This is a genomic window from Aquimarina aquimarini (assembly GCF_900299535.1).
GTDB lineage: Bacteria > Bacteroidota > Bacteroidia > Flavobacteriales > Flavobacteriaceae > Aquimarina > Aquimarina aquimarini.
On sequence record NZ_OMKE01000023.1, the window covers coordinates 140,772 to 162,222 of the forward strand.

Consider the following 21,451-nt stretch of genomic DNA (forward strand, 5'->3'; position numbering starts at 1 on the left):
ATGAATACTGATGTAGTTATTATTGGTAAAGGTATTGCAGGATTGGTATTATCTTTTCTTTTGGAAAAAGAAGGGATAAATCATTTGGTACTGGATCGTGCAAATAAAAAAAAGAATATGGCATTGGCCGAAACATTGCCTCCTTCTGCAATACCTTTGCTACAATCACTTGGTTTATATAATGTGTTTATAGAGAATGTAATACAAAAAACATATGGGTATCATTCTCTATGGGGAAATGAGAGAATTATAGATCATAATTTCTTTTTTAATCCAGGGCATAATAATGGTTTAAAAATAGATAAAAAAGCAATTACTACTAGTTTACAAAAAGGAACTGAAAAACATATTGTAGCATATGAACATTTGTCTGAGATACAAGTTTCTAAAGAAGAAATTTCTATCGCTATAACCCATAATGGACAACAAAGAAAGATAGAATGTAAAATTGTTATAGATGCAACAGGTAGAAATCGAGCAGTACTAAAAAAACTAAACATTCCTATTAAGCAGTATGATACAATACGATCCTTTAGTTGTCATGTGCCAAGAATAAAACACCCAAAATTAGTGCATAGTGTATTTGTAGAATCCTTTGAACATGGGTGGGGAATCGTATCTGGATTGGATGAGAAAACCAGTGTCTTTTCTATTTTTACAAACAAAGGAAATAGCATTCAAAAAAAACTAAAAAACTATAAAAAGTGGCCTTCTGTACTTTCTGAGACATCGATATTAAAAGATTTTTGGGTAAATGATATTACCATAAAAATTCTTGGGGCAGATGCAAATTCAGCTAAACCTATAAAGGTAGCAGGAGAGAATTGGTTGGCAATAGGTGATGCCGCCTTATCTTTTGACCCTCTTTCTTCACACGGTATTACAAATGCAATATTTATGGCTAAAGAAGCCTCAAATGCTATTGTTGATTGTTTAAAACACAATAAAAAAGACGGGTTTACTAGCTACGAAAAAAAAATATTATCTATTTTTGATAGATATTGGATACAGAGAAAACAATTGTATAAAACTGAAACCAGATGGAAATCATCTTTCTTCTGGACAGATTTTTTTGATCAAGAAACAGTTTTACACACTTCAAACTTTGATTAAACCCCCACCTATCTATATAGTTACTATTCTGTCAATCCATTTATCATAAGTGTTTGCTAAATAATTTTACTAAGCTGTGATTCATGAATATAAATACATATTTAAATAGAATTGAATATATAGGTACTACAAAAGCAACTTTGGTGGTGTTGAATAATTTGCATACCTGTCATTTATTACGAGTTCCTTTTGAGAATTTAGACATCCACTATAGAACACCTATTCTTCTAGATTTAGAAATGATATATAACAAAATTGTAATCAAAAAAAGAGGAGGGTTTTGTTACGAACTCAATGGGTTGTTTTTTGAGCTGTTACAAAATTTAGGATTCAATGTAAAAAGAGTATCTGCAAGAGTATATAATAGTACAAAAGATGTATATGGAGAAGAATTTGATCATATGGCGATCATTGCAGAGATAAATCAAGTAGAATATCTGGTAGATGTAGGGTTTGGGGAGTTTGTTCTTACACCTTTGAAACTAGAAATTAATAGTATACAAACAGATAGTAGAGGAGATTTTATAATAGAAAAATATGATAATGAATATTATAAGGTTTCAAAATTAGTTAAAAATAAAAAAATACCAGAATATATTTTTTCTAAAAAAGCTAGAGAAACAGAAGCATTTAGAGAAATGTGTAACTATCATCAAACAAGTTCAGATTCTCATTTTACACAAAAAAGGCTAATAAGTAAACTTTTGATGAATGGTAGGGTAACAATCTCAGGTAATAGTATTAAAATTACAGAAGAAGGAAAAGAAGTTTTACATCAACAATTTAAGGATGACAAAGAGTATGCTGATCACCTTTTAGAACATTTTGGACTGAATGATAAAGCTATAATCTCTACTACAAAAACAAGTTTTTAAAACAATAAATTATAAACAAAAGATAGTTTGAACGAAATAGAAAAACCCAAAAACAGAAGTCATTTAAGACAGTTGCTAGGAAAAGAATATTTTATTTTAAAACGCAGGCTACATTGGGTTTTTGGTAAAAAAAAGTTTTCAAAACAGCAAAACACAATAGATTTTGAACATTCTGTATTTAAGCACCAATCTTTGATCTTAAGACCACTCAAAGATGTAGATATGTATCTTCAAGAAAATAAACGTACTAATCTTGAATTAGCAATTAAGCATATAAATGGAGTAGAAATAAAACCTAATGAATATTTTTCTATATGGAAACTGGTAGGCAGACCCACAAAAAGAAAAGGGTATTTAGAAGGTTTGGTTTTAAAAAGTGGTAAAATAGATAAGGATACAGGAGGGGGATTATGCCAATTAGGAAATCTTCTTTTTTGGGTTTTTGCTCATAGTCCATTAACCGTTAAAGAACGATATCGACATGGTTTTGACGTTTTTCCAGATGTAAACCGCAAAGTTCCTTTTGGGGCAGGGGCAACGTTATCATATAATTATATTGATTTACAGATAAAAAATGAAACTAATAATAGTTTTGTAATTCAGCTATGGTTAGATGAAACTCATCTTAATGGAGAGTTATTGTCTAAAGAAAAAATGAATGGAGCATATAAAGTAGAAGAACGGAACCATCAAATTAAACAACAACTTTGGGGGGGATATTCAAGACATAACCAAATATTTAAAATTTGTACTACAGAAACATCTGAAACAGAAGAAATGATAGTAGAAAATCATGCTATTATGATGTATGAACCACTCCTTCCAAAAAAATAAATTAGACTTTTTTTGATTGATAATATCTAAATGGTAAGTAAGAATATATAAAATAAAAACTACAATTTTTGTAGTTAACTACAAAAATTGTAGTTTTGAGTGCTAAATAAATCTTATTACTATGAATGTTCCAATACCAGGAAAACCAGTTAGAGGTTCTCAATCAGGAAAACCAATAATGGCACTTTTTGATTTGTTAGGGAGACATTGGTCTATGAATATCCTTTGGTGTTTAAAAGAAAACTCTCAATCATTTAATGAATTAGAAAAAAAATGTAACGGGATTTCACCTACTACACTTAATACGAGATTAAAAGAACTTCAAAAAACATTTATTATAGAAAAAGTTGTTGACGGGTATGCTTTGACAAAAATAGGAGATGAGTTGTTTGATCTCTTTGATCCTCTGAGGGCATGGTCTGAGAATTGGAAAAAAAAGTTTAACTAAAGAAACAGTACACATTATGTTTATTATCAATTTTAATTTTATTAAATCAATTGAAGAAGTTAATACCATTACAGAAGCACATAGAGAATATGTATCTAAACAGTATGAAAATGATATTTTTATCATTGGCGGCCCAAAAAAACCACGTGATGGTGGTATAGTGCTTGCACATTCTTGTTCTGAAAAAGAATTGCGAACTATTCTAGATAATGATCCTCTCATACTTAATGAGTTTGCTCATTATAGCTTGACAGAATTTACTCCTTTGATGGCTACAAAAAAAATAGATTCTTATATTAATCAGCTTGGGTAATACATATTTTATCTTTATTTGAAATAGAGGTTACCCAGCTATAACTTATTCAAAGTAGGAGTAAACCACTAGGCAGTATCCAAAATTTTGTATAAATAGAATTTTGGATACTGTTTTTGTAATCAGTAGTTTTTACCATCAAGTAAAACACATAAATATTAGTTTACATGTCTTGAGGAGTAACTAAGAGGACTTCTACACTTCCTCCTCTTTCTGAGCGTTGTACATTACAAATTCGTTCTGTTTGCGCAGGCCCCGTAGGTAAACTTGGACAAGGTGGATTACCTATTAATTGAATGCAATCTGTGCAATTTACAGGATATACCCCAGGATTACCTTTGTTCTCTTGCAATCCTCGGTTATAGATGGTATCAATAGGAGTTTTGGCAGGACCATAGTTCCACCCCAAATCTTTATCAACTTTCATCATCATGTAACAATTAACACCATTTACACAACTGATGTCAAAGGCTTCAAAACAAGGTTCTTGTGGGTTTAATGTAAATTCAGCAATATTGGTTCCTGTTTTTCCCATATGAAAACTAGCATTGGGTACAGGGCATTGCGGTTCGATATAAAAACCAATGTTTCCACTAAAACATTGACCTTTGGGGTCAAACTCTTGTGATTTTTTTTTCTCTAAAATAAACTTTCCCCTCAAGGAATTTACTTTTTCAAGAAAACTAAAATCATCAACACTTACTGGAATAGGGCAGCACTGGTTGGTACTGTTTTTTGCTGCAAAAGTTACAAATACCTCTACAGCGGCATCGGTTTGGTTGGTGACAGTTAATTTTGTGTAATTTGTTGTAATACCCATTATAATATGATTTTTGATTTGTAAGAAGTATGCTAATAGTACAAAGAATATTTGACGTCAATAAGAGTATAAATACCTGTTTTTAGGAGTATTTTTATCCATTTTATCGTAATTATTATGAGGTATAACCATAGTATGTATGGTTTCTATCTTTGATACGATCAAAAATTAAGTAAGAAGTAGTATCAAATTATAAGTTGTTTAGTAGCCTTTAATTTGATGATTTTTAGGTAATAATGTATCATTTATTTGATATAGGTAGTATATTATATTGAATGATTAGAAGAAGTTTCTAATTGTGTTTTATATACTAGCTGTGTATCTGTATCAAGAATTAGAAGTCCTTGATTCACAGTGTCTAATTGTTTTATTATTTCACCATTATTATTCCATACAGAACTTTTTCCTGCACAATCATATTCCCCTGATTTACCGACAAAATTAGCCATTAAAGCACTCATTTTGTACTTTTTTGCAATAGCACCAATTCTATTTAAATCTTTATCAACTCCACTTACAGAATTAAGCACACTAGCGATATAAATAGAAGCACCATCTTCAAAAGCTTTTTCAGAATGTGCATCTACAGAAGTTTCATAACAAATAGCAAGAGCTATTTTTTTGTTTTTTAATGTAATAGGGGATAAGTTTTGTCCTGTCACAAAATGTGTTTCTTCTCCTGGATGTAAATACTGTTTAGAGTATGTTTTTCTAGGCTTATTTGGTTCAAAGATAACCATACTGATGCATACACCAGCTTCACTTTTTGTAGGTAACCCAGCTCCAATAATAATTTTTTTTGCAGTACTAATGTCTTGTAATACATCTAATTTTTTATCATTTTGTGTAGTAGAAAGTTGATTTGCAAGCGCTGGCTCATATCCTGTTAATGAAAGTTCAGGAAAAATGATGATATCAGCACCTTTTTGAATAGCTAGATCAATTAGATTTTTATGATTTTGGATGTTTTTTGTGATTTCTCCTTTAATAGGAATTGTTTGGGCTACACAAATTTTCATAGAGGGAAGTCTTTTTTTTAAAGAATGTAACGATATACGTTTTACTATTACCGATTCGAAGTTACTATAATACTATGATTTTAATATAGAAAATATAGAAAATATATAAAATATATAAATAATTTTGTCATTTGTTACTTGTAATAAAAACTCATATTATAGTAATCAGATTATATCTTTTTTTATCTGAATACAACAACATTTTGATACTCAGAAAACAAAATGAAATAATAACCAACGCCAGAAATTTATTACTAACTACATTTTTTTTGGCAATTAGTAATAAGACACTTGTTATGGTACCTTGAACTTATCCAACTAATATTATAAGATCAAATAATGAGAATTGGTTTTCCAAATTAAATGCAAGTAGTTAAAAAAAAACGATTATAACAGTGTGGCTTGTTGATAGTGTATTATATTTTTGCTTTATAAAAAACTTAGTTACTTTCTTCCCAATCTTTATTAGCTAGTACGATAGAAGTTTCAATCTGTCTTTCTGGTATTGACCAATAGGTTTGTAACAATTTATTTTTTTCTACACCTGATATTTGGTAAAAACCATGTTTTATATAAAAGCTAATAGCCCAAGAAGCATCGGCCCATGTTCCTATGAGAATTGGTGTTTTTGCGGCATCAGTTAAATGTTTTAATAGTTTTCCACCGATACCTTTTTGTCTAGCAGAGGTTCTTACATATGCATGACGAATAAGAGCGACCTCATTTTTAAACTGAATACCCATTACTCCCAAAATTTGATTTTCTTCTGTGTAATTCCAAAATTCTACTCCTTCGTTTATCTGTGTTGTCAATTCTTCTTTTGACATATACGGTTCTTTCCATCTATCAGCTGGAATGATTCCTTTGTATGCTATCGAGGCATCGTTTATTATCTCATAAATGGTATCAAAATCCTTTTTGTGATTACTCTTAAGTATCATTCTTTGTTTTTATTTTAAATATATGGTAACTATTCAAATAATTCGAAGCAGAATAAAACACCAAAGCAATGTAGCTTTCTATGTCTCATTCTAATGTATAATTAGTAAGAAATACAAATGTTTTTTTGGTAGTAACCAAAGGTAGTTAATTCATCTATAGAAGACAAACCCCTATTTATGTCTTTAAATTATATTTTTAGGCTGTTTTGATAATAAAGTAACTTGTTTCTCTTATAGAATATTTAACGGCATAATTGGTATGTAGATAAAAAATAAATGTAAAAACCTTAAAATAAAGATTCTATATAAGTTTATCAAAACTAGATTAATTTTATTATAAGACAAGCATAGCTCATGATTTTTGACTAACAATTTGATATTCAAACCTTGGCTGTTTATCTATTTTATAGCTACTTTTTATAATAATATCATTTTGTTTTTTTTCTGAAATATTATCGATAATGAGGGGTAGGGTTAATCCACTTTCTTGAGTTCTTAGAGTTTGATTCCCGAAGATATTAATTTCTGTAAGTAGTAGTAACAAATCAGAGTTTTTGATGGAGGATTTTTTTAGGATAGAACTAACTTCATCAAAACTACTATTTTCTATTTCAGTATTTGTATTGATATAAGAGTTTAGTGCTTCTTTGCTGACTTCAAATATTTTGACTGCTTTTTTATAATCTTCTTTTTTTATTTCTTCAATAGGAATTCCTGTAGTTTTATGACCAAGAAAAATTTCTATTTTTTCGGGGATAAATAATGTAGATTGACTGGATTGTCTCATTAAGTTCAAAAAGATAGATACTTGTGGTTCTCTTGCTAATCCTGCTTGCATGGTCTCACTTATGATAATATCAAAACTTTTGGAATGAGGTATTTGATATTTTGTAGCATTTTGGTGAATTAATTCTATTGTATGTTTATCCAATTCTAGTTTTGCAAGAATTTTTTTTAATGCATGTAAACTTGTTGAGTTTATGTCCATCAGGGTATACTTGATATTTTCTTTAGAAAACCGTAACATGCTTGGCAAGAGCAAAGCGGCAAAAGGTCCTGTCCCAGCATAGAGGATATGTATGTTTTGGTTGGATTGTGTAAGCAAGCTGTTGATTGCATTATATGTTCCCAAAATAAATTGCTTTGTTCTCATAAAATCATCAATACAATTAGCGGCAGGGATAGTAGCAAGCGCTTTTCCTTTGGTTGTATGTATATGTTGATTACATTCTTCTTTATCAATATCCAATTCTGAAAGTTGTAAGAGTAGTTTTTTGTATTTTTTTGATGCTGAGGCTAAAGCAAGAGACGTATTATCATTATTTTCTAGAAATATAGATGTTATTTCAATAATCTCTCTGTTATGATCATTCATTTGACTAGTTTTTATAGAAAATGTTTAGTGAGAATCCAAGTGTAATTCATTCTAGTTTGACTAATGAAGAAAACAATACATCCCTAAAAATAGAAAATTAACATCTATTTTACATACTCATTTTTATAAAAAATAAAGAAGTATCTTTTGCAGAATGTTCAAAGTATAATTGGCGTAAGTAGACAAAAAGCACAACCTATAGTTGATTGTGCTTTTATAATTAAGGATATGTACCTTTAAATAAATTTCTGGAATGATTTATCAACAGGAGTGCTAGCAATGTGATTTGTATAGTTACTGATTACTTTTTGAGCCAATCCTAAAATTATTTCTAAGACTTGGTGTTCTCCATAACCAGTATCATAAAAAGATTGAAGTTCTGAATCAGAAATATGCCCTCTATTTCTTACTATAGAAAGTGTGGTATCATGAAGAGCTTGTAACTTTTTGTTTGGCATAACTTCTTTGTTACGAAGTGCTTCAGTTAATGCGGGATCAACTTTCATCATATGTGCAATACCTGTATGTGCAGGGATGCAATAAGAGCATTCGTGTTCTACATTTATTGTTTGCCAAACTACGGTTAATTCTTCATTAGTAAATGACGTATTTTGAAAGGATTGATGGAGTGTTTTGTAAATTTTTAATAAGTCAGGCACTTCCGCAAGAACCCCATGAAGATTGGGGAGCATTCCAAAAGATTTTATAGAATTTTCTAAAATAGTTTTACTCTCCTGTGGAGCAGATTCAACGGTGTGAATTTTTAATGTACTCATAATTTTAATTTTGTTTTATTCGTTATTTGAAACTAAACAATCGCTTAGTTTTTGGATAAAAAAACAGTAATACTTTCAAATTTTAATAGAATGATTAATAAGCTGTGTGATATACATAGTGCAAGTTTTATATTGGTATTTATGCATTGGATATTCCATCACTATTGTATAATCTTTTGTTATTATGTTTCTTATTCTGAATGATATTTTATAAGTATTTTTTTATTCATCATCAAAACTAAGCAACTGCATAGAAATAAAAAATATTTTAACATTTCTTTTAATTCATTTTGTACCATAGAAAACCTACTATGATTTGTAACTATTATAGAAACAATTGTTTTACTGCATTTTTTACAGATAAAATATAATTGGTATATTTTATTGATTAGGTTTTGTTGTCTAGTCTTAAACAATTTTTATAGATTGCTTAAGACTAGATAAATAAATTGGATGAGCGTATTAAGAGCTCACATAGTGGGTACACCAACCTATCTTTGGTAATATGCTATAATACTAGCTTTTTCTATTGTATTATTATGTAGATAATACCCAACTACAGCAGGGTTTGTATCTTGATCAAGTCCGAGTTTATCAGTTTTTAGGGCGTATACTGTGATGATATATTGGTGTAGCCCATGACCTTCTGGCGGACAGGGACCCCCATATCCTTTTTTTCCATAATCAGTACTGCTTTGGATCGCTCCTTTTGGGGCTAATTTTACATCTATATTACCTGCATTTGACACCAATTGATTGATGTTTGAAGGAATATCAAATACAAGCCAGTGCCACCATCCACTTCCTGTTGGTGCATCAGGATCATACATAGTGATGGCAAAACTTTTGGTTCCTTCAGGAGCGTTTGTCCATGATAATTGTGGTGATTCATTTTTTCCAGTACAACCAAAACCGTTGAATTCTTGTGATTTTATGGCTTGCCCTCCTAAATCTTTACTGGTAAGTGTAAATGTATTTTGTGCAAATGCACTGGTTGAAATAAGAATTAGTATTCTTAAAATCATATTTATTTTTTTCATAATCTTTGAAGTTTTAAATGTTACTGCAAAATTAATAAGTAGTTCTCTAAATTTAGAATAGAAGATAGTTCAAAAAATATAGTAAAAAGGTCAATCTTTTTGGTGTTGTTTTGGGGTAACTCCATACTTAGATTTATAGGCTTGTACAAAGCTTGACAGGTTCTCATAACCAATATCTAGATAGATATCTGAGGAGCGTTTTTTTTCTTCTCTTAATAAATAGAATGCGTACTCTAGTCTTTTATCTTGAAACCATTTGATAGGAGATTCTTTGTAATGTTTTTCAAATGTTCTTTTGAATGAAGATATACTCATGTCACATAAAAAAGCAAGTTCTTTTAGTGTTAATTTGTTTAATTGATTATTTTCTATCGTTCTAATGAATTTTTGAGTTGTATCATCATTATTAGCAACCAACGAAAAAAGAAAATCAATGCCTTTTGTTTCTATCAGATAAAGCAGTATTTCTTCAAGTTTCACTTCTAATATTTTTTTTTGAGTAGTACGCGATAGTTTAGAGATATCATAGAGGCTATCTACAAATCGTTCAATGAACTGGTCAAATTCAAAAGCAAAAATAGATTTGTTATCGTTTGATTTGTTAGTATTTAAATCAAGTTTTCTGATCAGTTTATAGACAGCATCGTTAGAGAAGAAAAGTAATACACTTTTATAGTGTTTCTTGATACCACAGAGCTTTTCGGTCATTAAGCAATGACCTGATTTCATGAGCAAAAATTCTGTGTGATTGATAGAGAGCGATGAGGTGTCAAAAACAATTTCTTTTGTACCTTCTCTTAAGAAACTAAATGTGTTTTTATTGAGGGTAATTTGTTGTTTAGAAATCTCTTTTGAGCTTTTGTAATCATACACATTAACAGATGTAGAGCTATCTAGATTTAATTCATCAGGTAATATAATTGTGTTCATTCGATAATAGGATATAGATTTGAATAAACCGTATAAAAATGAGGTTGTTTTTTGATAAAGATAGTTGTAATAAATGTATTAGTTTACAAATTTATCAATACTCTTTTTTCTACTTTTATTATTTACCTCTTTTATTGATTGTAAAATTTTATCAAGTTCTTTTCTGCCCAAAAGTCTTCCATTGGTAATTATCGTATGAATAGATTTTGTATTTCTGATATCTTCTATCGGGTTTTTTTCTAAGAGAACCAAATCAGCTCTATATCCAACTTCAATTTTACCTGCATCACTTTGCATCCATTTTGCAGGAGCTAGTGTAGCTGCCTGTAGTACTTGAGTTGTACTCAACCCAGATTTGCTTAGCGATTCTAGCTCATCGTGTAGAGAAAAACCAGCGACCACTCCTGCTGTATTAGAATCAGTGCCTGCAATAATTGTAACCTGGTTATCTGCTAAAGCTTTGGTCATTATATGAATTGCTTGTACATAAGTTTTCCAAAATAACTGTGATTTTTTGATTTTATCAGGGTCATTTTTAATATCTGAATTCTCATAATTGTTGTTACCAGGTAACCATCCTTTTGCTATTTTAGACCTTTCTAATATTCCTGGGTTTTGATAGGGTAGCTCAATACTTTTAAGGAAATTATGTAGATCGAATTTTTGCTTAGGTAGACTTTCCATTAGCCAGATGGTAGAAGATATTGTGATATTATTCTCTTTGAGTTTAATAGCGATACCATTGGCATTTTTTCTAAGATATGTTATATATTCTTCTGTATTGTCATACCCAAGTCCTCCAAAATCTCGTATGGTAGCTTTGGTGATTTCTTCTACATGAGCAAGTTGAGATTGACCAGAGTGGTACAAATCTTCCAAACTAAGCTCAGAAGCTAAATGACCAATCATGGGTATGTTTTGCTTTTTTGACTCATCTGCAACTGCAAAATAAACTTCTCGGTTTAGATTATATGCTTTAATAGCATCATATCCTTGTGCCTTAAACTCCTTAACAGCTTTACGACCTTGAGATGCGGTATTATATCCAGGACTATCACCAAACCAGGTTCTGATTTTAGCGATAAATCCTTTTTTGTACTCATTCCACCTGCGGCCATGTAGATTTTAGGGCTTAGAGCACTTAAGTATTATACTTTTTTAAAATTACATGATTTGAGTCATAAACTTCAGATTTTGTATTCATGTAATTTTGCTATTTATCAAAGGTTGTTAAAATGAAATTGATATATATAAACCTGATTAATTACTTTATTTCAATAGCTTGTTTTTTGAGCATTTATCTGTGTCATAAGATTTTAATTAGTGGTGATGATCATACGTTGATTATAGCTGCTTTTGGAGCTTCGGCGGTTTTAACTTTTTCTAATGATACGATTAAACATTCATTTATTAAAATTTGTTCATCTTCTATCATAGCTGCTATCATAGGTGTATTCTGGAATCAAATTGATATTGCATTAATTTTTAAAATAACAATAACAATAAGCTCTTGCATTTTAATCATGAATCTTCTTAATATTAGTTATCCTCCTGCAGGAGCAATTGCGGTTATTCCATTGATTTCTAATGCACAAATACAAGATTTGGGATATTTATATGTTGTATACCCTACAATGACAGGTTTGTTGATTATCTATTCATTTTCAATAATAAAAGAAAAATTTAAAAAAAAATTATTATGGCAAGTAAAGAAACAATTGAAATCGTAAAATCTACAGCACCAGTTCTAGAAGAACATGGAGAAGCAATTACAAAAGTGTTTTATAAGTTACTATTTAAAAAACATCCAGAATTAAAAGATGTTTTTAATATGATAAATCAAAAGAAAGGCACACAACAACGAGCATTGGCTAATGCTGTTTTTCAATATGCAGTTCATATTGATAAATTAGAAATGTTAGGAGATGCAGTAGAGACTATTGCTCAGAAACATGCTAGTTTATCTATTCCAAAAGAAGCATACCCAATTGTGGGAGAAAATCTTCTGGCAGCTATAAAAGAGGTATTAGGTGATGCCGCGACTTCAGAAATTATGAATGCCTGGGAGGAAGCTTATGGTGATCTAGCTGCGATTTTTGTAAAAAGAGAAGAAGAAATTTATTCTAATGGAGAAAATACTACTGGAGGTTACAGAGGAACAAAAGAATTTATTGTAGTCGATAAAATAGAAGAAAGTAATGTGATTACCTCGTTTTACTTGAAAAGAAAAGATGGGACTCCAGTTCCTAAATTTATAGCAGGTCAATATATTGCTTTGACAATAGAGATACCTAATACAGATCATAAGCATACTAGAAATTATAGTTTGTCAAACGCTAATGATAAAGATTATTTAAGAATTAGTGTTAAAAAAGAAGAAGGAGATTTAGATGGGATTGTTTCTAATTATTTGCATTCAAATATAAATGTTGGAGATGTTTTAATGATAGGAATGCCATCAGGAGAATTTGTTTTGAAAGAAAAAGAAAACCCTATTGTATTTATAGGTGGGGGAGTAGGGATAACCCCTCTGATAAGTATGTTTAGTGAAGTAGTACATAATAAAAAAAATCAAGAGGTTATTTTTATTCAATGTGCTTTGAATAGTAAAATTCATGCTTTTTCTGATGAAATTAATGGATTAATCAAAGAAAACTCAAGATCAATAGTTGTTTATAGTTCACCTTTGCAAACTGATCTTATAGGAGAAAATTATGATTATAAAGGGTTTTTGACAACAGAAATACTAGAGGATTTACGTGTTTCTAATGAAAGTGAATTTTATTTTTGTGGGCCAACTCCTTTTATGTCAAATGTTTTAAAAATGTTACAGGGTATAAATGTACCTCAAGAAAACATACATTATGAGTTTTTTGGACCAGCAGAAGAGCTTATTTTAGCAGATTAATTATTGATGTTTATTGTCCTTCTGATTAAAAAAATTAGAAGGACAATAATTATTTTTTATAGTGTATTGCTATCAGAGATTTAATAAAAATAGGCTTATATCTTACCTAAATCTGGTTACAGTTCTTCCAAAATAGATTTTCCGCTTGATTTATCGCCCGAGGTCCATTGCCAATTTTCATGAAGCCTTATTTTTCCTGTTGAGGTCAATTCAGGTTTTGAAAAACAGATTCCAGTCATTAATTCTCCTTTTTTATTAACTTGGTGGTAGCGCATTTCTATAGTACCATCTTTGCTTACAATTCCTATTAAGTGTCCTGTGATAATTTGGTCGCTTTGATATTCTGAAGTAAGAATATTACCTATTTGTTTATACTCAAACACTGTATCTGAGGATACTTCTGCATTTTCTGTAAGATCAATTGGCCTGAATCGTTTGTTATTATAATTCATTGGGATGGTATTTTTAACTTAAAGCAAGCTCTACAGCAGCCTCAGCATGAATTCTCGTAGTATCAAAAATTGGAATACTTACATCAGTACTTTTTATTAGTAAAGGGATTTCTGTACAACCCAAAATTACTCCTTGGGCACCTTGATTTGCATAGGTATCTATAATAGTTTTATATTTTTCTTTGGATGTAGTCTTTATTTCTCCATGTACGAGCTCATCATAAATTATTTGATGAATGATTTCTCTCTCGTCTTGATTAGGAACAATTACTTCAATGTCAAATTTTTGTAACAAAATTTCTTTGAAAAAATCTTTTTCCATTGTGAATTTGGTACCTAGTAGTAACACTTTTTGAATCGCACTTTTTTTTATTTTGTAGCCAGTTGCTTCAGCAATATGTAAAAAAGGGATTTTGATATTTTCTTTGATTGCATCGCTACATAAATGCATTGTATTGGTACATAAAATAACGAGTTCTGCTTTTGCATTTTCTAGATTCAAGGCAGATTCTACCATTTTGTTGTTCAATTCATCCCATTTGTTTTTATGCTGAAGCTTTTCTATTTCTGCAAAATCAACAGATTCCATGATACATTTTGACGAGTGAAAGCCTCCTAATGTTTTTCGAATTTTTTCATTTATAATTTGATAATAAACCAGTGAAGATTCCCAAGACATTCCACCAATTAAACCAATTTTTTTCATAAAATAGTTTTTATAGTATTTCTAATTCTTTAGCTATTTCAACTCTCCATTTTTCTTTTTCATTGTATTTGATATTGTACTCTTCTATAGGTATATCCAAAAGGTTGAATAATTTTTCTGCTTTATGAAAGTCGATCTTTTTTGCAACATTTATAAAATTAATAATCTCAATTCCATCATCAATAACATCTTCATAATATTGAATCATAATGTCCATTAAAAGTAGACTCCAGTTTTGATCATAATTATGATATATTTCATCATTCTCTAATTCAAAATGAATTATTTTGGTTGTTTTAGAATTGTAAACTAATACATAAAATGATTCTCCTTCATCATAGATGGGGATTACGTTAAAACCTTTTAAAACCTCGTAGTTTGAAATTGTTGGTAGATAATAATAAGCTCCTTCTACATCTTCTACACGAAACTCTAGTTCTGGTATCTTTCCTATGTTTTCGATAAATAGTTTTGGGGCTCCAAATTTTATTAATCCAGCTATTCTATCTTCTAGAGGAATAAGTTTATTCATAATTATAGGTAATCAAGGTAAAAGTAACAGCATCAAAAAAGGAGATTTTTTACAGAGATGTTACTATAAAAATGGTATGTTTTTTATACTATTTGATTCCAGTAGTAAATATACCTTCTATTTGAAAAACTTTGCCATCAAACTCCAATTCTGGTTCTTTGATGATTTGCGTTGAAATATTTTTGAATCCAGCATTACTTAATAAACCTTCAACATCATGACTTTCATATTTCTGAAATCCATGTTTTGCTAGTTCTAATTGATCCATACAACTTTTAGACCTGTAGGCAACCAATAGTTTTCCGTTTGGTTTTAAAACTCTTAAAAGCTCTTTTGCGTTATTTATAGGTTGTGGCCAAAAATAGAGTGTATTTGTTGTTGTAATACTATCAAAACTATGATCATCAAATGGGAGGTTTTCAATTGATGCTTCCTTAAAAAAAGCACTTTTATTATCAATTAACTTTTTATTGAATAAAGATGCTTCTTGAACCATAGTTGCAGAAAAATCAACTCCTGTATAGGTTAGATTATCGGCCATATTAAGTAGGTCCTTCACAAAAAAGCCGTTGCCCATTCCTATTTCTAAAATATGATCCTCTTTTTGAGGAGTGAGTACTTTGTATGAATTGAGACAAATATGTTTATTGCTTTTGTTCATCAATAGACCTATCTGTTTTCCTGTTTCTCCATCAGGTTGTCTTAAATGTTTTGCGAGTTCTTCTGGAGCTAGTTTAGTATCAGAATTAAATTTTTCTGCCATAATTTTTTGTTTTTTTATATGTAACCTCTCTCATTAAAAGATAGAGTAGGTAGTAATACCATTTCCAACTTAAATTTACTCAATAAAACTGCGTCTTTTTGTCTAATATTTCAAAATAAAACACGACCGTAGCCCTGTTATGATTGAATTTTCTTTTTTATCTAAGTCAAAAATCCATCATTTTTCTTATGAGTAAATTTAAATCAGAACTGGTATAAGCAATCGATATGTATTGAATTAATACTAAATCAAATTAGGAGTACAACTTATTAACTATGGATAAGTGTACCCTAAATTAATTATAGCTTTTGTATATATCTATGTATACGCAGGTATTATATTTATCGAAGGTAGCTAATTAATATAGAGACTGCAAAATCTTTATTATGAAAGGTAATGAGAAAAAACAAAGAAAGCTTTTATAGAGAGCTATAGGATAGATTGTTTTTGAAGCTTATTTCTAATTATTTAGAATAACACTTTTTAATATTTCAGAGTTGTTTTTTTTGAACTCCTCAATTTCATTATGTAGAATTTTTTTCAATTGCTTTCCTGTAATAACTATTTCGTCGTCCAAAGAATAGTTTATTTTGTAATTTACTTCATCATGCGATGTGAGGGCTAAAATTATTCCATTACAAGCAAAACTATCTGGCATAACTATTTCAGTTTCTAGTATTTTATCTCTACTCGTAAAAACTGGAAAAAATGGAGTTTCACTATCGTCTTTAAACATGTGTAACTTGGGATGATAATTATTATTACTATCTCCAACTGATATCATGACATAGAGATTGGAGTCAAAAATAGTTTTTATCTCGTTTTTATCTATTTGTTTCTGACTTGCACAATTTGATAAGAATACTATGGCAAAAAGGGGTATTAAATATTTCTTCATTGGCCTGATAAAAATAATTGTTTTGATTGATTAAATGTATTAAAATAGTTTGTGTTGGAATAGTAAGTAATTAGATTACACTGATCTTTCAGTTAGATATAGCTTTTATTTACTACAATAATACCCTAGGGCATTTCCATTTAAGTCTTTTATGATTAGAAGTTTATCGGTTATTCGTTGTTCGATTTCTATAAGAATTGCTTTAGGGGTTTCATTAGAAAAGATAGTATCATTCTTAATAATATGCGATGATTTAAATATAATTAGATCTCCAATATAAAATCCATTTCTAAATTTCCATTTGGTGTTTTCTATTGAAGTACAGGAAATTATTATGATCAAAAAACACACTGATAATAGGATGTTTCTATAAAGTATTTTAACAGTCATTATTTTCGTAATTTACTATTTCAAACTTGTTTTCATACGCTTTCATTTCTTGAGCGGTCAGATATATAAAAGAGATTAAAATGATTGGTATAGTAACTATATGTTTTTTGATTTAGATTCTATTTTAATTATTACAATAGTTTGTAAAAAATATCATATAATAAATATAATGTATATATAGGTAAAGAAAAAGCCCTCTGAGTATTCATACTCAGAGGGCTTTTTTTATTAAAAACTGGTTAGAATAATTATTCTTTGATAAGATTAATTTCTACTCGTCTGTTTTGAGCTCTTCCTGCTCTAGTTTTATTTGTAGTGATTGGTCTATCTTCTCCATACCCCATTGCAGATAATCTAAATTGATCAACTCCATTTTCTACTAAATAATTTTTTACGGCATTTGCTCTAGAGTCAGATAATCGCTGATTTAGTTTACCACTTCCTGCACTATCTGTATGACCTTCAACAGTAAATTTAGCTGTAGGATATTCATTAAGAATTTTTACGATGTCACGAAGTACTTGATCTGATTCTTCTTTAATGGTAGATTTACCAGAATCAAATAAAATAGTTTTGGCATAATCATTAAGTGTTTTTTGGATCTCTTCTGTAACTTCAGGACAACCATTATTGGCTACTGTTCCTGCTACATCAGGACAATTATCATCTTTGTCTAATACAGAATCACCATCTTTATCAGGCCATGGGCATCCTTGGTTTTCTTGAGGACCTGCTTCTTGAGGACAATTATCATCTTTGTCCAATAAACCATCACCATCAGTATCAGGCCATGGGCATCCTTTATTTTCTACTTCTCCCGCTACTTCAGGACATTGATCATCTTTATCTAGTACAGTATCACCATCAGTATCAGGCCATGGGCATCCAAAATTTTCTTCAGGTCCTTTTACCTCAGGACAGTCATCTACTTTGTCTAGTATTCCATCTCCATCTGTATCTTTTAATCTAGATTGATAAATAGGAACTTTAAGACCTGCATATACATCAAGAGCTTTGGTCTCATCACTAATAAGAGCAGATAATACAGATCCAGAACCTATATAAAGAGGTCCTGCTCTAAGTCCTGCTCCCCACATAAAACCACTGTGCTGTACAACACTTACAGGAGAGTAGAAACTAAACCACTTGGTTTCAAATCTTGGTGTTAGAGTTATTGTATTTGCAACTCTACTTCTGTTTACTTTATCTTTGGATGTAAGAGAAAAATCACTGTTCAGGTTTACATAAAACTTATGATTTATGTTCCAGTCAGCATTTACATGTAGTGCTGTTGGTAATACTGCTTTATTAGCATTCCCTGGATCAAGTGCTCTATAAAAATTCTCTAATTCATCTATATCAATATCTTCAAAAGTATTTTGATCAAATCTATTGGTAATATCATATCTTTCTTCGACACCTTTGTCATAAGAAATTGCTCCTAGATCTGTAAGAGATAAACCAAATTTTAATTTATACTTATTGACATCTTTGTGCATATAAGTGTTTCCTTTGCTATCTGTAGCAGTATAGTCATTATAATTTGGTCTCCATTCATATACAAAACCTAAATCTGCACCAATTCCTACAGCTCCACTTACAACTTCAATTTCTTCTAGGTCGTTTTCTAGATTTTCACTATATCCATATGCCAATTCACCTGTAGTTTGTACACTACCAATTCTTCGGCCACCAGGCAATAATGTTCCGTCTGCATCATAGTCTACATTTACATTTTTACCAACAGCATATGCATTACCTAATCCTTGTAAATATTTAAGAGTAACCCCTCCTTTTAAGAAGTGTTGTTCTTTATTCATTATAACTCTTGCATAAGATAGACCAACTTCTGCCCATGTATGTGCACTAGCAAATAGATCTCCTTCATCAACGATAAAATCTTGATTATCATCAAAATCATTAACGATATTACCAAAAGTTTGACCGTTAATTTCATTGATACTATAAAAGGCTCTAGCTCTTGTATACAGAGCAATAGCATTTTTCTCATTAATGTTAAACATAAAAGAAAGCCCTAGAACATCTGTATTTCCCAGTGCATTATTTTTTGTTTTAGAAAAAGTCTTGGCATCTGTTTCAATTTCATAATTATCATCAAAAAGATCACGATAGTTTAGTCCATAATAATCATTGCCTATAAAACTACTTACTCCAACTAGATTTATATCTGTTTTAAACCTGGAATCCACAATGTTTGCAGGGTTACTGATCACACTATGAACACCACTGTAGTTATCTGTTAAAAAACCTATGTAAGATTGAGATTTTGCGGACACCCCGTATAGAAGGAGCATTACCGCTGGTAGAAATCGCTTCATTTTTTAGTTTTAAGATTTTGGGTTTTTAATTATTTGAAGCGCAAAGATATTAGTATTTTTTTAGCCTGAAAATTTTAAGGTGAATTATAATTGTACTTGATTGTATTTATGAGAAAAATGTATTCAACAACAATTAATGGCTGTTATAGTTAAAAATTCACGATTTTATTTAGTGTATATGTAATTAACTTTTCTATTGTTTTTTTAGGATCAGCACTAAATTCTCCTGTAGCACGATTGGCCAAAATAGCATTCATAGAGACAGCTTTATGCCCTAATAATTTAGCCATTCCGTAGATACCAGCAGTTTCCATTTCTAGATTAGTAATTTTTTTACCTTTATATTCAAAAGAAGCTAGTTTTTTATTCAAAGAGTCATCTTGTAATGGAAGCCTTAAGATTCTTCCTTGAGGGCCATAGAATCCAACATTTGTAATAGTAAAACCTTTTTGTATAGATTTGTCATTGCACATGTGCTCTCCTAATTCTTGATCATAAGAGACAGTATAGGGAGTAGATTTGTGTTGATCCCATTCAATATGTTTTGTTAATGCCTGTGTTATTTCTGGTAATTGTACTTTATGACTATTATAAAAATGTAATAGACTATCAAAACCTACTGCAATTTCTGAAACGACAAAACTATCGATAGGAATGTTTGATTGTATAGAACCCGATGTTCCTATGCGTATAATATGTAAAGACGTATGAGTATCTTTTATGGTTCTACTTTTGAAATCGATATTCACAAGTGCATCTAATTCATTAAATACAATATCTATATTATCGGTTCCTATGCCTGTTGAGATAACAGTAATTCTACGTCCTTTATAAGTTCCTGTCTGGGTATGAAATTCTCTTTTACGAATTTTATATTCTATAGTATCAAAATATTGACTCACTTGACCCACTCTATCTGGGTCACCAACCGTTATTACCGTTTGTGCAAGGTGTTCTGGTTTAAGGTTAAGGTGATAAATACTACCATCTTTGTTAAGAATTAATTCAGATTCGGCTATAGCCATATTATAGTTTTAATAGTGAGTGAGTTTCATCATTGTATAAAAAATCATATTTTTTGACACCTCCATAATACCAATCTAGTATTTGTGTGTTATAAAAATTCTTTTTTTGATGCAAAGCAAGTGTTCCTCTTTCTGATAATAAAAGTCTATCTTTAGTTTGATCCAAAAACTGGAAAAGCCTTGCTAATACACGTTTCATTTGCATATCACCATACCCATAATATCCTTGATATTCGAGGGCATATCCCATGAGATGTTTTATGTTTTTTACTTGATGTGTATTTACCATTTCCAAGATATTATGCTCCAGTGTATTTAGGCCAGTAAGCATATTTGGGAAACGTTGTAAATGAGCTCTTAGACATATAGATAAATATTCAAAAGAAGAATTTTTTTTGATTTGACCTGCAATTTTTTGAGGTTTTGATTCACAATACAATGTCCAAATGTGGGCAGCAAGTTCTAGATCGTCTATGGTTAACTGCACTTTACTTTGGTAGTGATCTTTAAGGTGTAAGTCTGATAATTCACATAATCCAAATAGTTTTTTCTCATGTTTAATTTTACCGCTACAGACTAGGTATATAGGTGTATCTTTAATTCCTTTGCGAAGTAGTAAACTGATTGCGGCTACCATATTAATATGACAAAACAAATCATATTCAAACCACAATATGATTTCATCATAAGAAGTAACGTTTTCTAGTTTTTTAAGTTGAGAGACAAATTTTTCTTTATAGCTAGAGGAGTCAATTCTGTAATACTTTTTCAGAAAGCCTCCTCGTTTTTTGAAAGAATTTTCGGTTTCTATTTTGATTTCTGTAGGACCTTCGCAAAGCATTTCTCGCCAAGTCATAATCTCTCCTGTAACAAGATTTAGTTCTTGTATCCTATGAGTAAGACTATCCCCATTTGTGATATGTAGTGTGTTTGATTTCAAAATAGAAATTATAT

The 21,451-nt window shown here is 30.2% G+C and carries 24 protein-coding genes; 7 read left to right on the forward strand and 17 right to left on the reverse strand.

What is annotated here, in order from left to right; translation table 11 throughout:
• From DG508_RS11790 to DG508_RS11810, 5 genes are all read left to right on the forward strand, one after another.
• A complete protein-coding gene (locus tag DG508_RS11790) occupies positions 1–1,113 on the forward strand; it encodes an NAD(P)/FAD-dependent oxidoreductase (RefSeq protein ID WP_108868329.1) in 1,113 nt (370 codons plus the stop codon).
• Between the two features lie 83 nt (positions 1,114–1,196).
• Positions 1,197–1,988, forward strand: a complete 792-nt coding sequence (locus DG508_RS11795) for an arylamine N-acetyltransferase family protein (protein WP_108868330.1) — start codon at positions 1,197–1,199, stop codon at positions 1,986–1,988.
• Between the two features lie 27 nt (positions 1,989–2,015).
• Positions 2,016–2,822, forward strand: coding sequence for a VanW family protein (locus DG508_RS11800; protein WP_108868331.1), 807 nt, complete (start codon positions 2,016–2,018; stop codon positions 2,820–2,822).
• 121 nt (positions 2,823–2,943) lie between these two features.
• Positions 2,944–3,270: a winged helix-turn-helix transcriptional regulator gene (locus DG508_RS11805; RefSeq protein ID WP_108868332.1), complete on the forward strand. Its 327-nt coding sequence runs from the start codon at positions 2,944–2,946 to the stop codon at positions 3,268–3,270.
• A 16-nt stretch (positions 3,271–3,286) separates the two neighbouring features.
• A complete protein-coding gene (locus DG508_RS11810; RefSeq protein WP_108868333.1) occupies positions 3,287–3,583 on the forward strand; it encodes a YciI family protein in 297 nt (98 codons plus the stop codon).
• Between the two features lie 163 nt (positions 3,584–3,746).
• Here DG508_RS11810 and DG508_RS11815 read toward each other — a convergent pair whose 3' ends face one another.
• From DG508_RS11815 to DG508_RS11850, 8 genes are all read right to left on the reverse strand, one after another.
• On the reverse strand, positions 3,747–4,403 hold the full coding sequence (locus tag DG508_RS11815) for a hypothetical protein (RefSeq protein ID WP_108868334.1): 657 nt from the start codon (positions 4,401–4,403) through the stop codon (positions 3,747–3,749).
• Between the two features lie 266 nt (positions 4,404–4,669).
• A complete protein-coding gene (locus DG508_RS11820; RefSeq protein WP_108868335.1) occupies positions 4,670–5,422 on the reverse strand; it encodes a carbon-nitrogen hydrolase family protein in 753 nt (250 codons plus the stop codon).
• A gap of 440 nt (positions 5,423–5,862) precedes the next feature.
• Positions 5,863–6,363, reverse strand: coding sequence for a GNAT family N-acetyltransferase (locus DG508_RS11825; RefSeq protein ID WP_199912783.1), 501 nt, complete (start codon positions 6,361–6,363; stop codon positions 5,863–5,865).
• 352 nt (positions 6,364–6,715) lie between these two features.
• Positions 6,716–7,738 carry an SAM-dependent methyltransferase gene (locus DG508_RS11830; protein ID WP_108868336.1) on the reverse strand — a complete coding sequence of 341 codons (1,023 nt, stop codon included), beginning with the start codon at positions 7,736–7,738 and terminating at the stop codon, positions 6,716–6,718.
• A gap of 236 nt (positions 7,739–7,974) precedes the next feature.
• Positions 7,975–8,514 carry a carboxymuconolactone decarboxylase family protein gene (locus tag DG508_RS11835; protein WP_108868337.1) on the reverse strand — a complete coding sequence of 180 codons (540 nt, stop codon included), beginning with the start codon at positions 8,512–8,514 and terminating at the stop codon, positions 7,975–7,977.
• A gap of 491 nt (positions 8,515–9,005) precedes the next feature.
• Positions 9,006–9,554, reverse strand: a complete 549-nt coding sequence (locus tag DG508_RS11840; protein WP_108868338.1) for a YbhB/YbcL family Raf kinase inhibitor-like protein — start codon at positions 9,552–9,554, stop codon at positions 9,006–9,008.
• A 90-nt stretch (positions 9,555–9,644) separates the two neighbouring features.
• Complete coding sequence (locus tag DG508_RS11845) at positions 9,645–10,484, reverse strand: helix-turn-helix domain-containing protein (RefSeq protein WP_108868339.1); 840 nt, start codon at positions 10,482–10,484, stop codon at positions 9,645–9,647.
• A 78-nt stretch (positions 10,485–10,562) separates the two neighbouring features.
• Positions 10,563–11,567, reverse strand: a complete 1,005-nt coding sequence (locus DG508_RS11850; RefSeq protein WP_108868340.1) for an amidohydrolase family protein — start codon at positions 11,565–11,567, stop codon at positions 10,563–10,565.
• Between the two features lie 152 nt (positions 11,568–11,719).
• On the opposite strand from DG508_RS11850, the gene DG508_RS11855 reads away from it, so the two are divergent.
• Complete coding sequence (locus DG508_RS11855) at positions 11,720–12,214, forward strand: HPP family protein (protein WP_108868341.1); 495 nt, start codon at positions 11,720–11,722, stop codon at positions 12,212–12,214.
• Positions 12,184–13,392, forward strand: a complete 1,209-nt coding sequence (gene hmpA, locus DG508_RS11860; protein ID WP_108868342.1) for an NO-inducible flavohemoprotein — start codon at positions 12,184–12,186, stop codon at positions 13,390–13,392. The genes DG508_RS11855 and hmpA overlap by 31 nt, the downstream gene beginning before the upstream one ends.
• A 116-nt stretch (positions 13,393–13,508) precedes the next feature.
• Here hmpA and DG508_RS11865 read toward each other — a convergent pair whose 3' ends face one another.
• From DG508_RS11865 to DG508_RS11905, 9 genes are all read right to left on the reverse strand, one after another.
• Positions 13,509–13,844 (reverse strand): n-acetylglutamate synthase, encoded by a 336-nt coding sequence (locus DG508_RS11865; protein ID WP_108868343.1) that lies wholly within the window; start codon positions 13,842–13,844, stop codon positions 13,509–13,511.
• Between the two features lie 13 nt (positions 13,845–13,857).
• Positions 13,858–14,550, reverse strand: a complete 693-nt coding sequence (locus DG508_RS11870) for an aspartate/glutamate racemase family protein (protein ID WP_108868344.1) — start codon at positions 14,548–14,550, stop codon at positions 13,858–13,860.
• 10 nt (positions 14,551–14,560) lie between these two features.
• Positions 14,561–15,082, reverse strand: a complete 522-nt coding sequence (locus DG508_RS11875; RefSeq protein ID WP_108868345.1) for a hypothetical protein — start codon at positions 15,080–15,082, stop codon at positions 14,561–14,563.
• A gap of 88 nt (positions 15,083–15,170) precedes the next feature.
• Positions 15,171–15,845: a class I SAM-dependent methyltransferase gene (locus DG508_RS11880; protein WP_103867456.1), complete on the reverse strand. Its 675-nt coding sequence runs from the start codon at positions 15,843–15,845 to the stop codon at positions 15,171–15,173.
• A gap of 460 nt (positions 15,846–16,305) precedes the next feature.
• The gene (locus DG508_RS11885; protein WP_108868346.1) at positions 16,306–16,743 is read right to left on the reverse strand and encodes a hypothetical protein; all 438 of its coding nucleotides are present in this window, start codon (positions 16,741–16,743) and stop codon (positions 16,306–16,308) included.
• A 105-nt stretch (positions 16,744–16,848) separates the two neighbouring features.
• Positions 16,849–17,133, reverse strand: coding sequence for a hypothetical protein (locus tag DG508_RS11890; protein WP_159090801.1), 285 nt, complete (start codon positions 17,131–17,133; stop codon positions 16,849–16,851).
• Between the two features lie 248 nt (positions 17,134–17,381).
• A complete protein-coding gene (locus DG508_RS11895) occupies positions 17,382–19,472 on the reverse strand; it encodes a DUF5723 family protein (RefSeq protein ID WP_108868348.1) in 2,091 nt (696 codons plus the stop codon).
• 149 nt (positions 19,473–19,621) lie between these two features.
• Positions 19,622–20,497 (reverse strand): nucleoside phosphorylase, encoded by an 876-nt coding sequence (locus tag DG508_RS11900; protein ID WP_108868349.1) that lies wholly within the window; start codon positions 20,495–20,497, stop codon positions 19,622–19,624.
• Position 20,498: 1 nt separating this feature from the next.
• Positions 20,499–21,437 (reverse strand): DUF1835 domain-containing protein, encoded by a 939-nt coding sequence (locus DG508_RS11905; protein WP_108868350.1) that lies wholly within the window; start codon positions 21,435–21,437, stop codon positions 20,499–20,501.
• Positions 21,438–21,451: the final 14 nt, after the last annotated feature.

Excerpts from the sequence above, each read along its gene's own strand:
- DG508_RS11790 (WP_108868329.1), top strand. The coding sequence starts at position 1 with ATGAATACTGATGTAGTTATTATTGGTAAAGGTATTGCAGGATTGGTA.
- DG508_RS11795 (WP_108868330.1), top strand. The coding sequence starts at position 1,197 with ATGAATATAAATACATATTTAAATAGAATTGAATATATAGGTACTACA.
- DG508_RS11805 (WP_108868332.1), top strand. The coding sequence starts at position 2,944 with ATGAATGTTCCAATACCAGGAAAACCAGTTAGAGGTTCTCAATCAGGA.
- DG508_RS11810 (WP_108868333.1), top strand. The coding sequence starts at position 3,287 with ATGTTTATTATCAATTTTAATTTTATTAAATCAATTGAAGAAGTTAAT.
- DG508_RS11815 (WP_108868334.1), bottom strand. The coding sequence starts at position 4,403 with ATGGGTATTACAACAAATTACACAAAATTAACTGTCACCAACCAAACC.
- DG508_RS11820 (WP_108868335.1), bottom strand. The coding sequence starts at position 5,422 with ATGAAAATTTGTGTAGCCCAAACAATTCCTATTAAAGGAGAAATCACA.
- DG508_RS11825 (WP_199912783.1), bottom strand. The coding sequence starts at position 6,363 with ATGATACTTAAGAGTAATCACAAAAAGGATTTTGATACCATTTATGAG.
- DG508_RS11830 (WP_108868336.1), bottom strand. The coding sequence starts at position 7,738 with ATGAATGATCATAACAGAGAGATTATTGAAATAACATCTATATTTCTA.
- DG508_RS11835 (WP_108868337.1), bottom strand. The coding sequence starts at position 8,514 with ATGAGTACATTAAAAATTCACACCGTTGAATCTGCTCCACAGGAGAGT.
- DG508_RS11840 (WP_108868338.1), bottom strand. The coding sequence starts at position 9,554 with ATGAAAAAAATAAATATGATTTTAAGAATACTAATTCTTATTTCAACC.
- DG508_RS11845 (WP_108868339.1), bottom strand. The coding sequence starts at position 10,484 with ATGAACACAATTATATTACCTGATGAATTAAATCTAGATAGCTCTACA.
- DG508_RS11855 (WP_108868341.1), top strand. The coding sequence starts at position 11,720 with ATGAAATTGATATATATAAACCTGATTAATTACTTTATTTCAATAGCT.
- hmpA (WP_108868342.1), top strand. The coding sequence starts at position 12,184 with ATGGCAAGTAAAGAAACAATTGAAATCGTAAAATCTACAGCACCAGTT.
- DG508_RS11865 (WP_108868343.1), bottom strand. The coding sequence starts at position 13,844 with ATGAATTATAATAACAAACGATTCAGGCCAATTGATCTTACAGAAAAT.
- DG508_RS11870 (WP_108868344.1), bottom strand. The coding sequence starts at position 14,550 with ATGAAAAAAATTGGTTTAATTGGTGGAATGTCTTGGGAATCTTCACTG.
- DG508_RS11875 (WP_108868345.1), bottom strand. The coding sequence starts at position 15,082 with ATGAATAAACTTATTCCTCTAGAAGATAGAATAGCTGGATTAATAAAA.
- DG508_RS11880 (WP_103867456.1), bottom strand. The coding sequence starts at position 15,845 with ATGGCAGAAAAATTTAATTCTGATACTAAACTAGCTCCAGAAGAACTC.
- DG508_RS11885 (WP_108868346.1), bottom strand. The coding sequence starts at position 16,743 with ATGAAGAAATATTTAATACCCCTTTTTGCCATAGTATTCTTATCAAAT.
- DG508_RS11890 (WP_159090801.1), bottom strand. The coding sequence starts at position 17,133 with ATGACTGTTAAAATACTTTATAGAAACATCCTATTATCAGTGTGTTTT.
- DG508_RS11895 (WP_108868348.1), bottom strand. The coding sequence starts at position 19,472 with ATGAAGCGATTTCTACCAGCGGTAATGCTCCTTCTATACGGGGTGTCC.
- DG508_RS11900 (WP_108868349.1), bottom strand. The coding sequence starts at position 20,497 with ATGGCTATAGCCGAATCTGAATTAATTCTTAACAAAGATGGTAGTATT.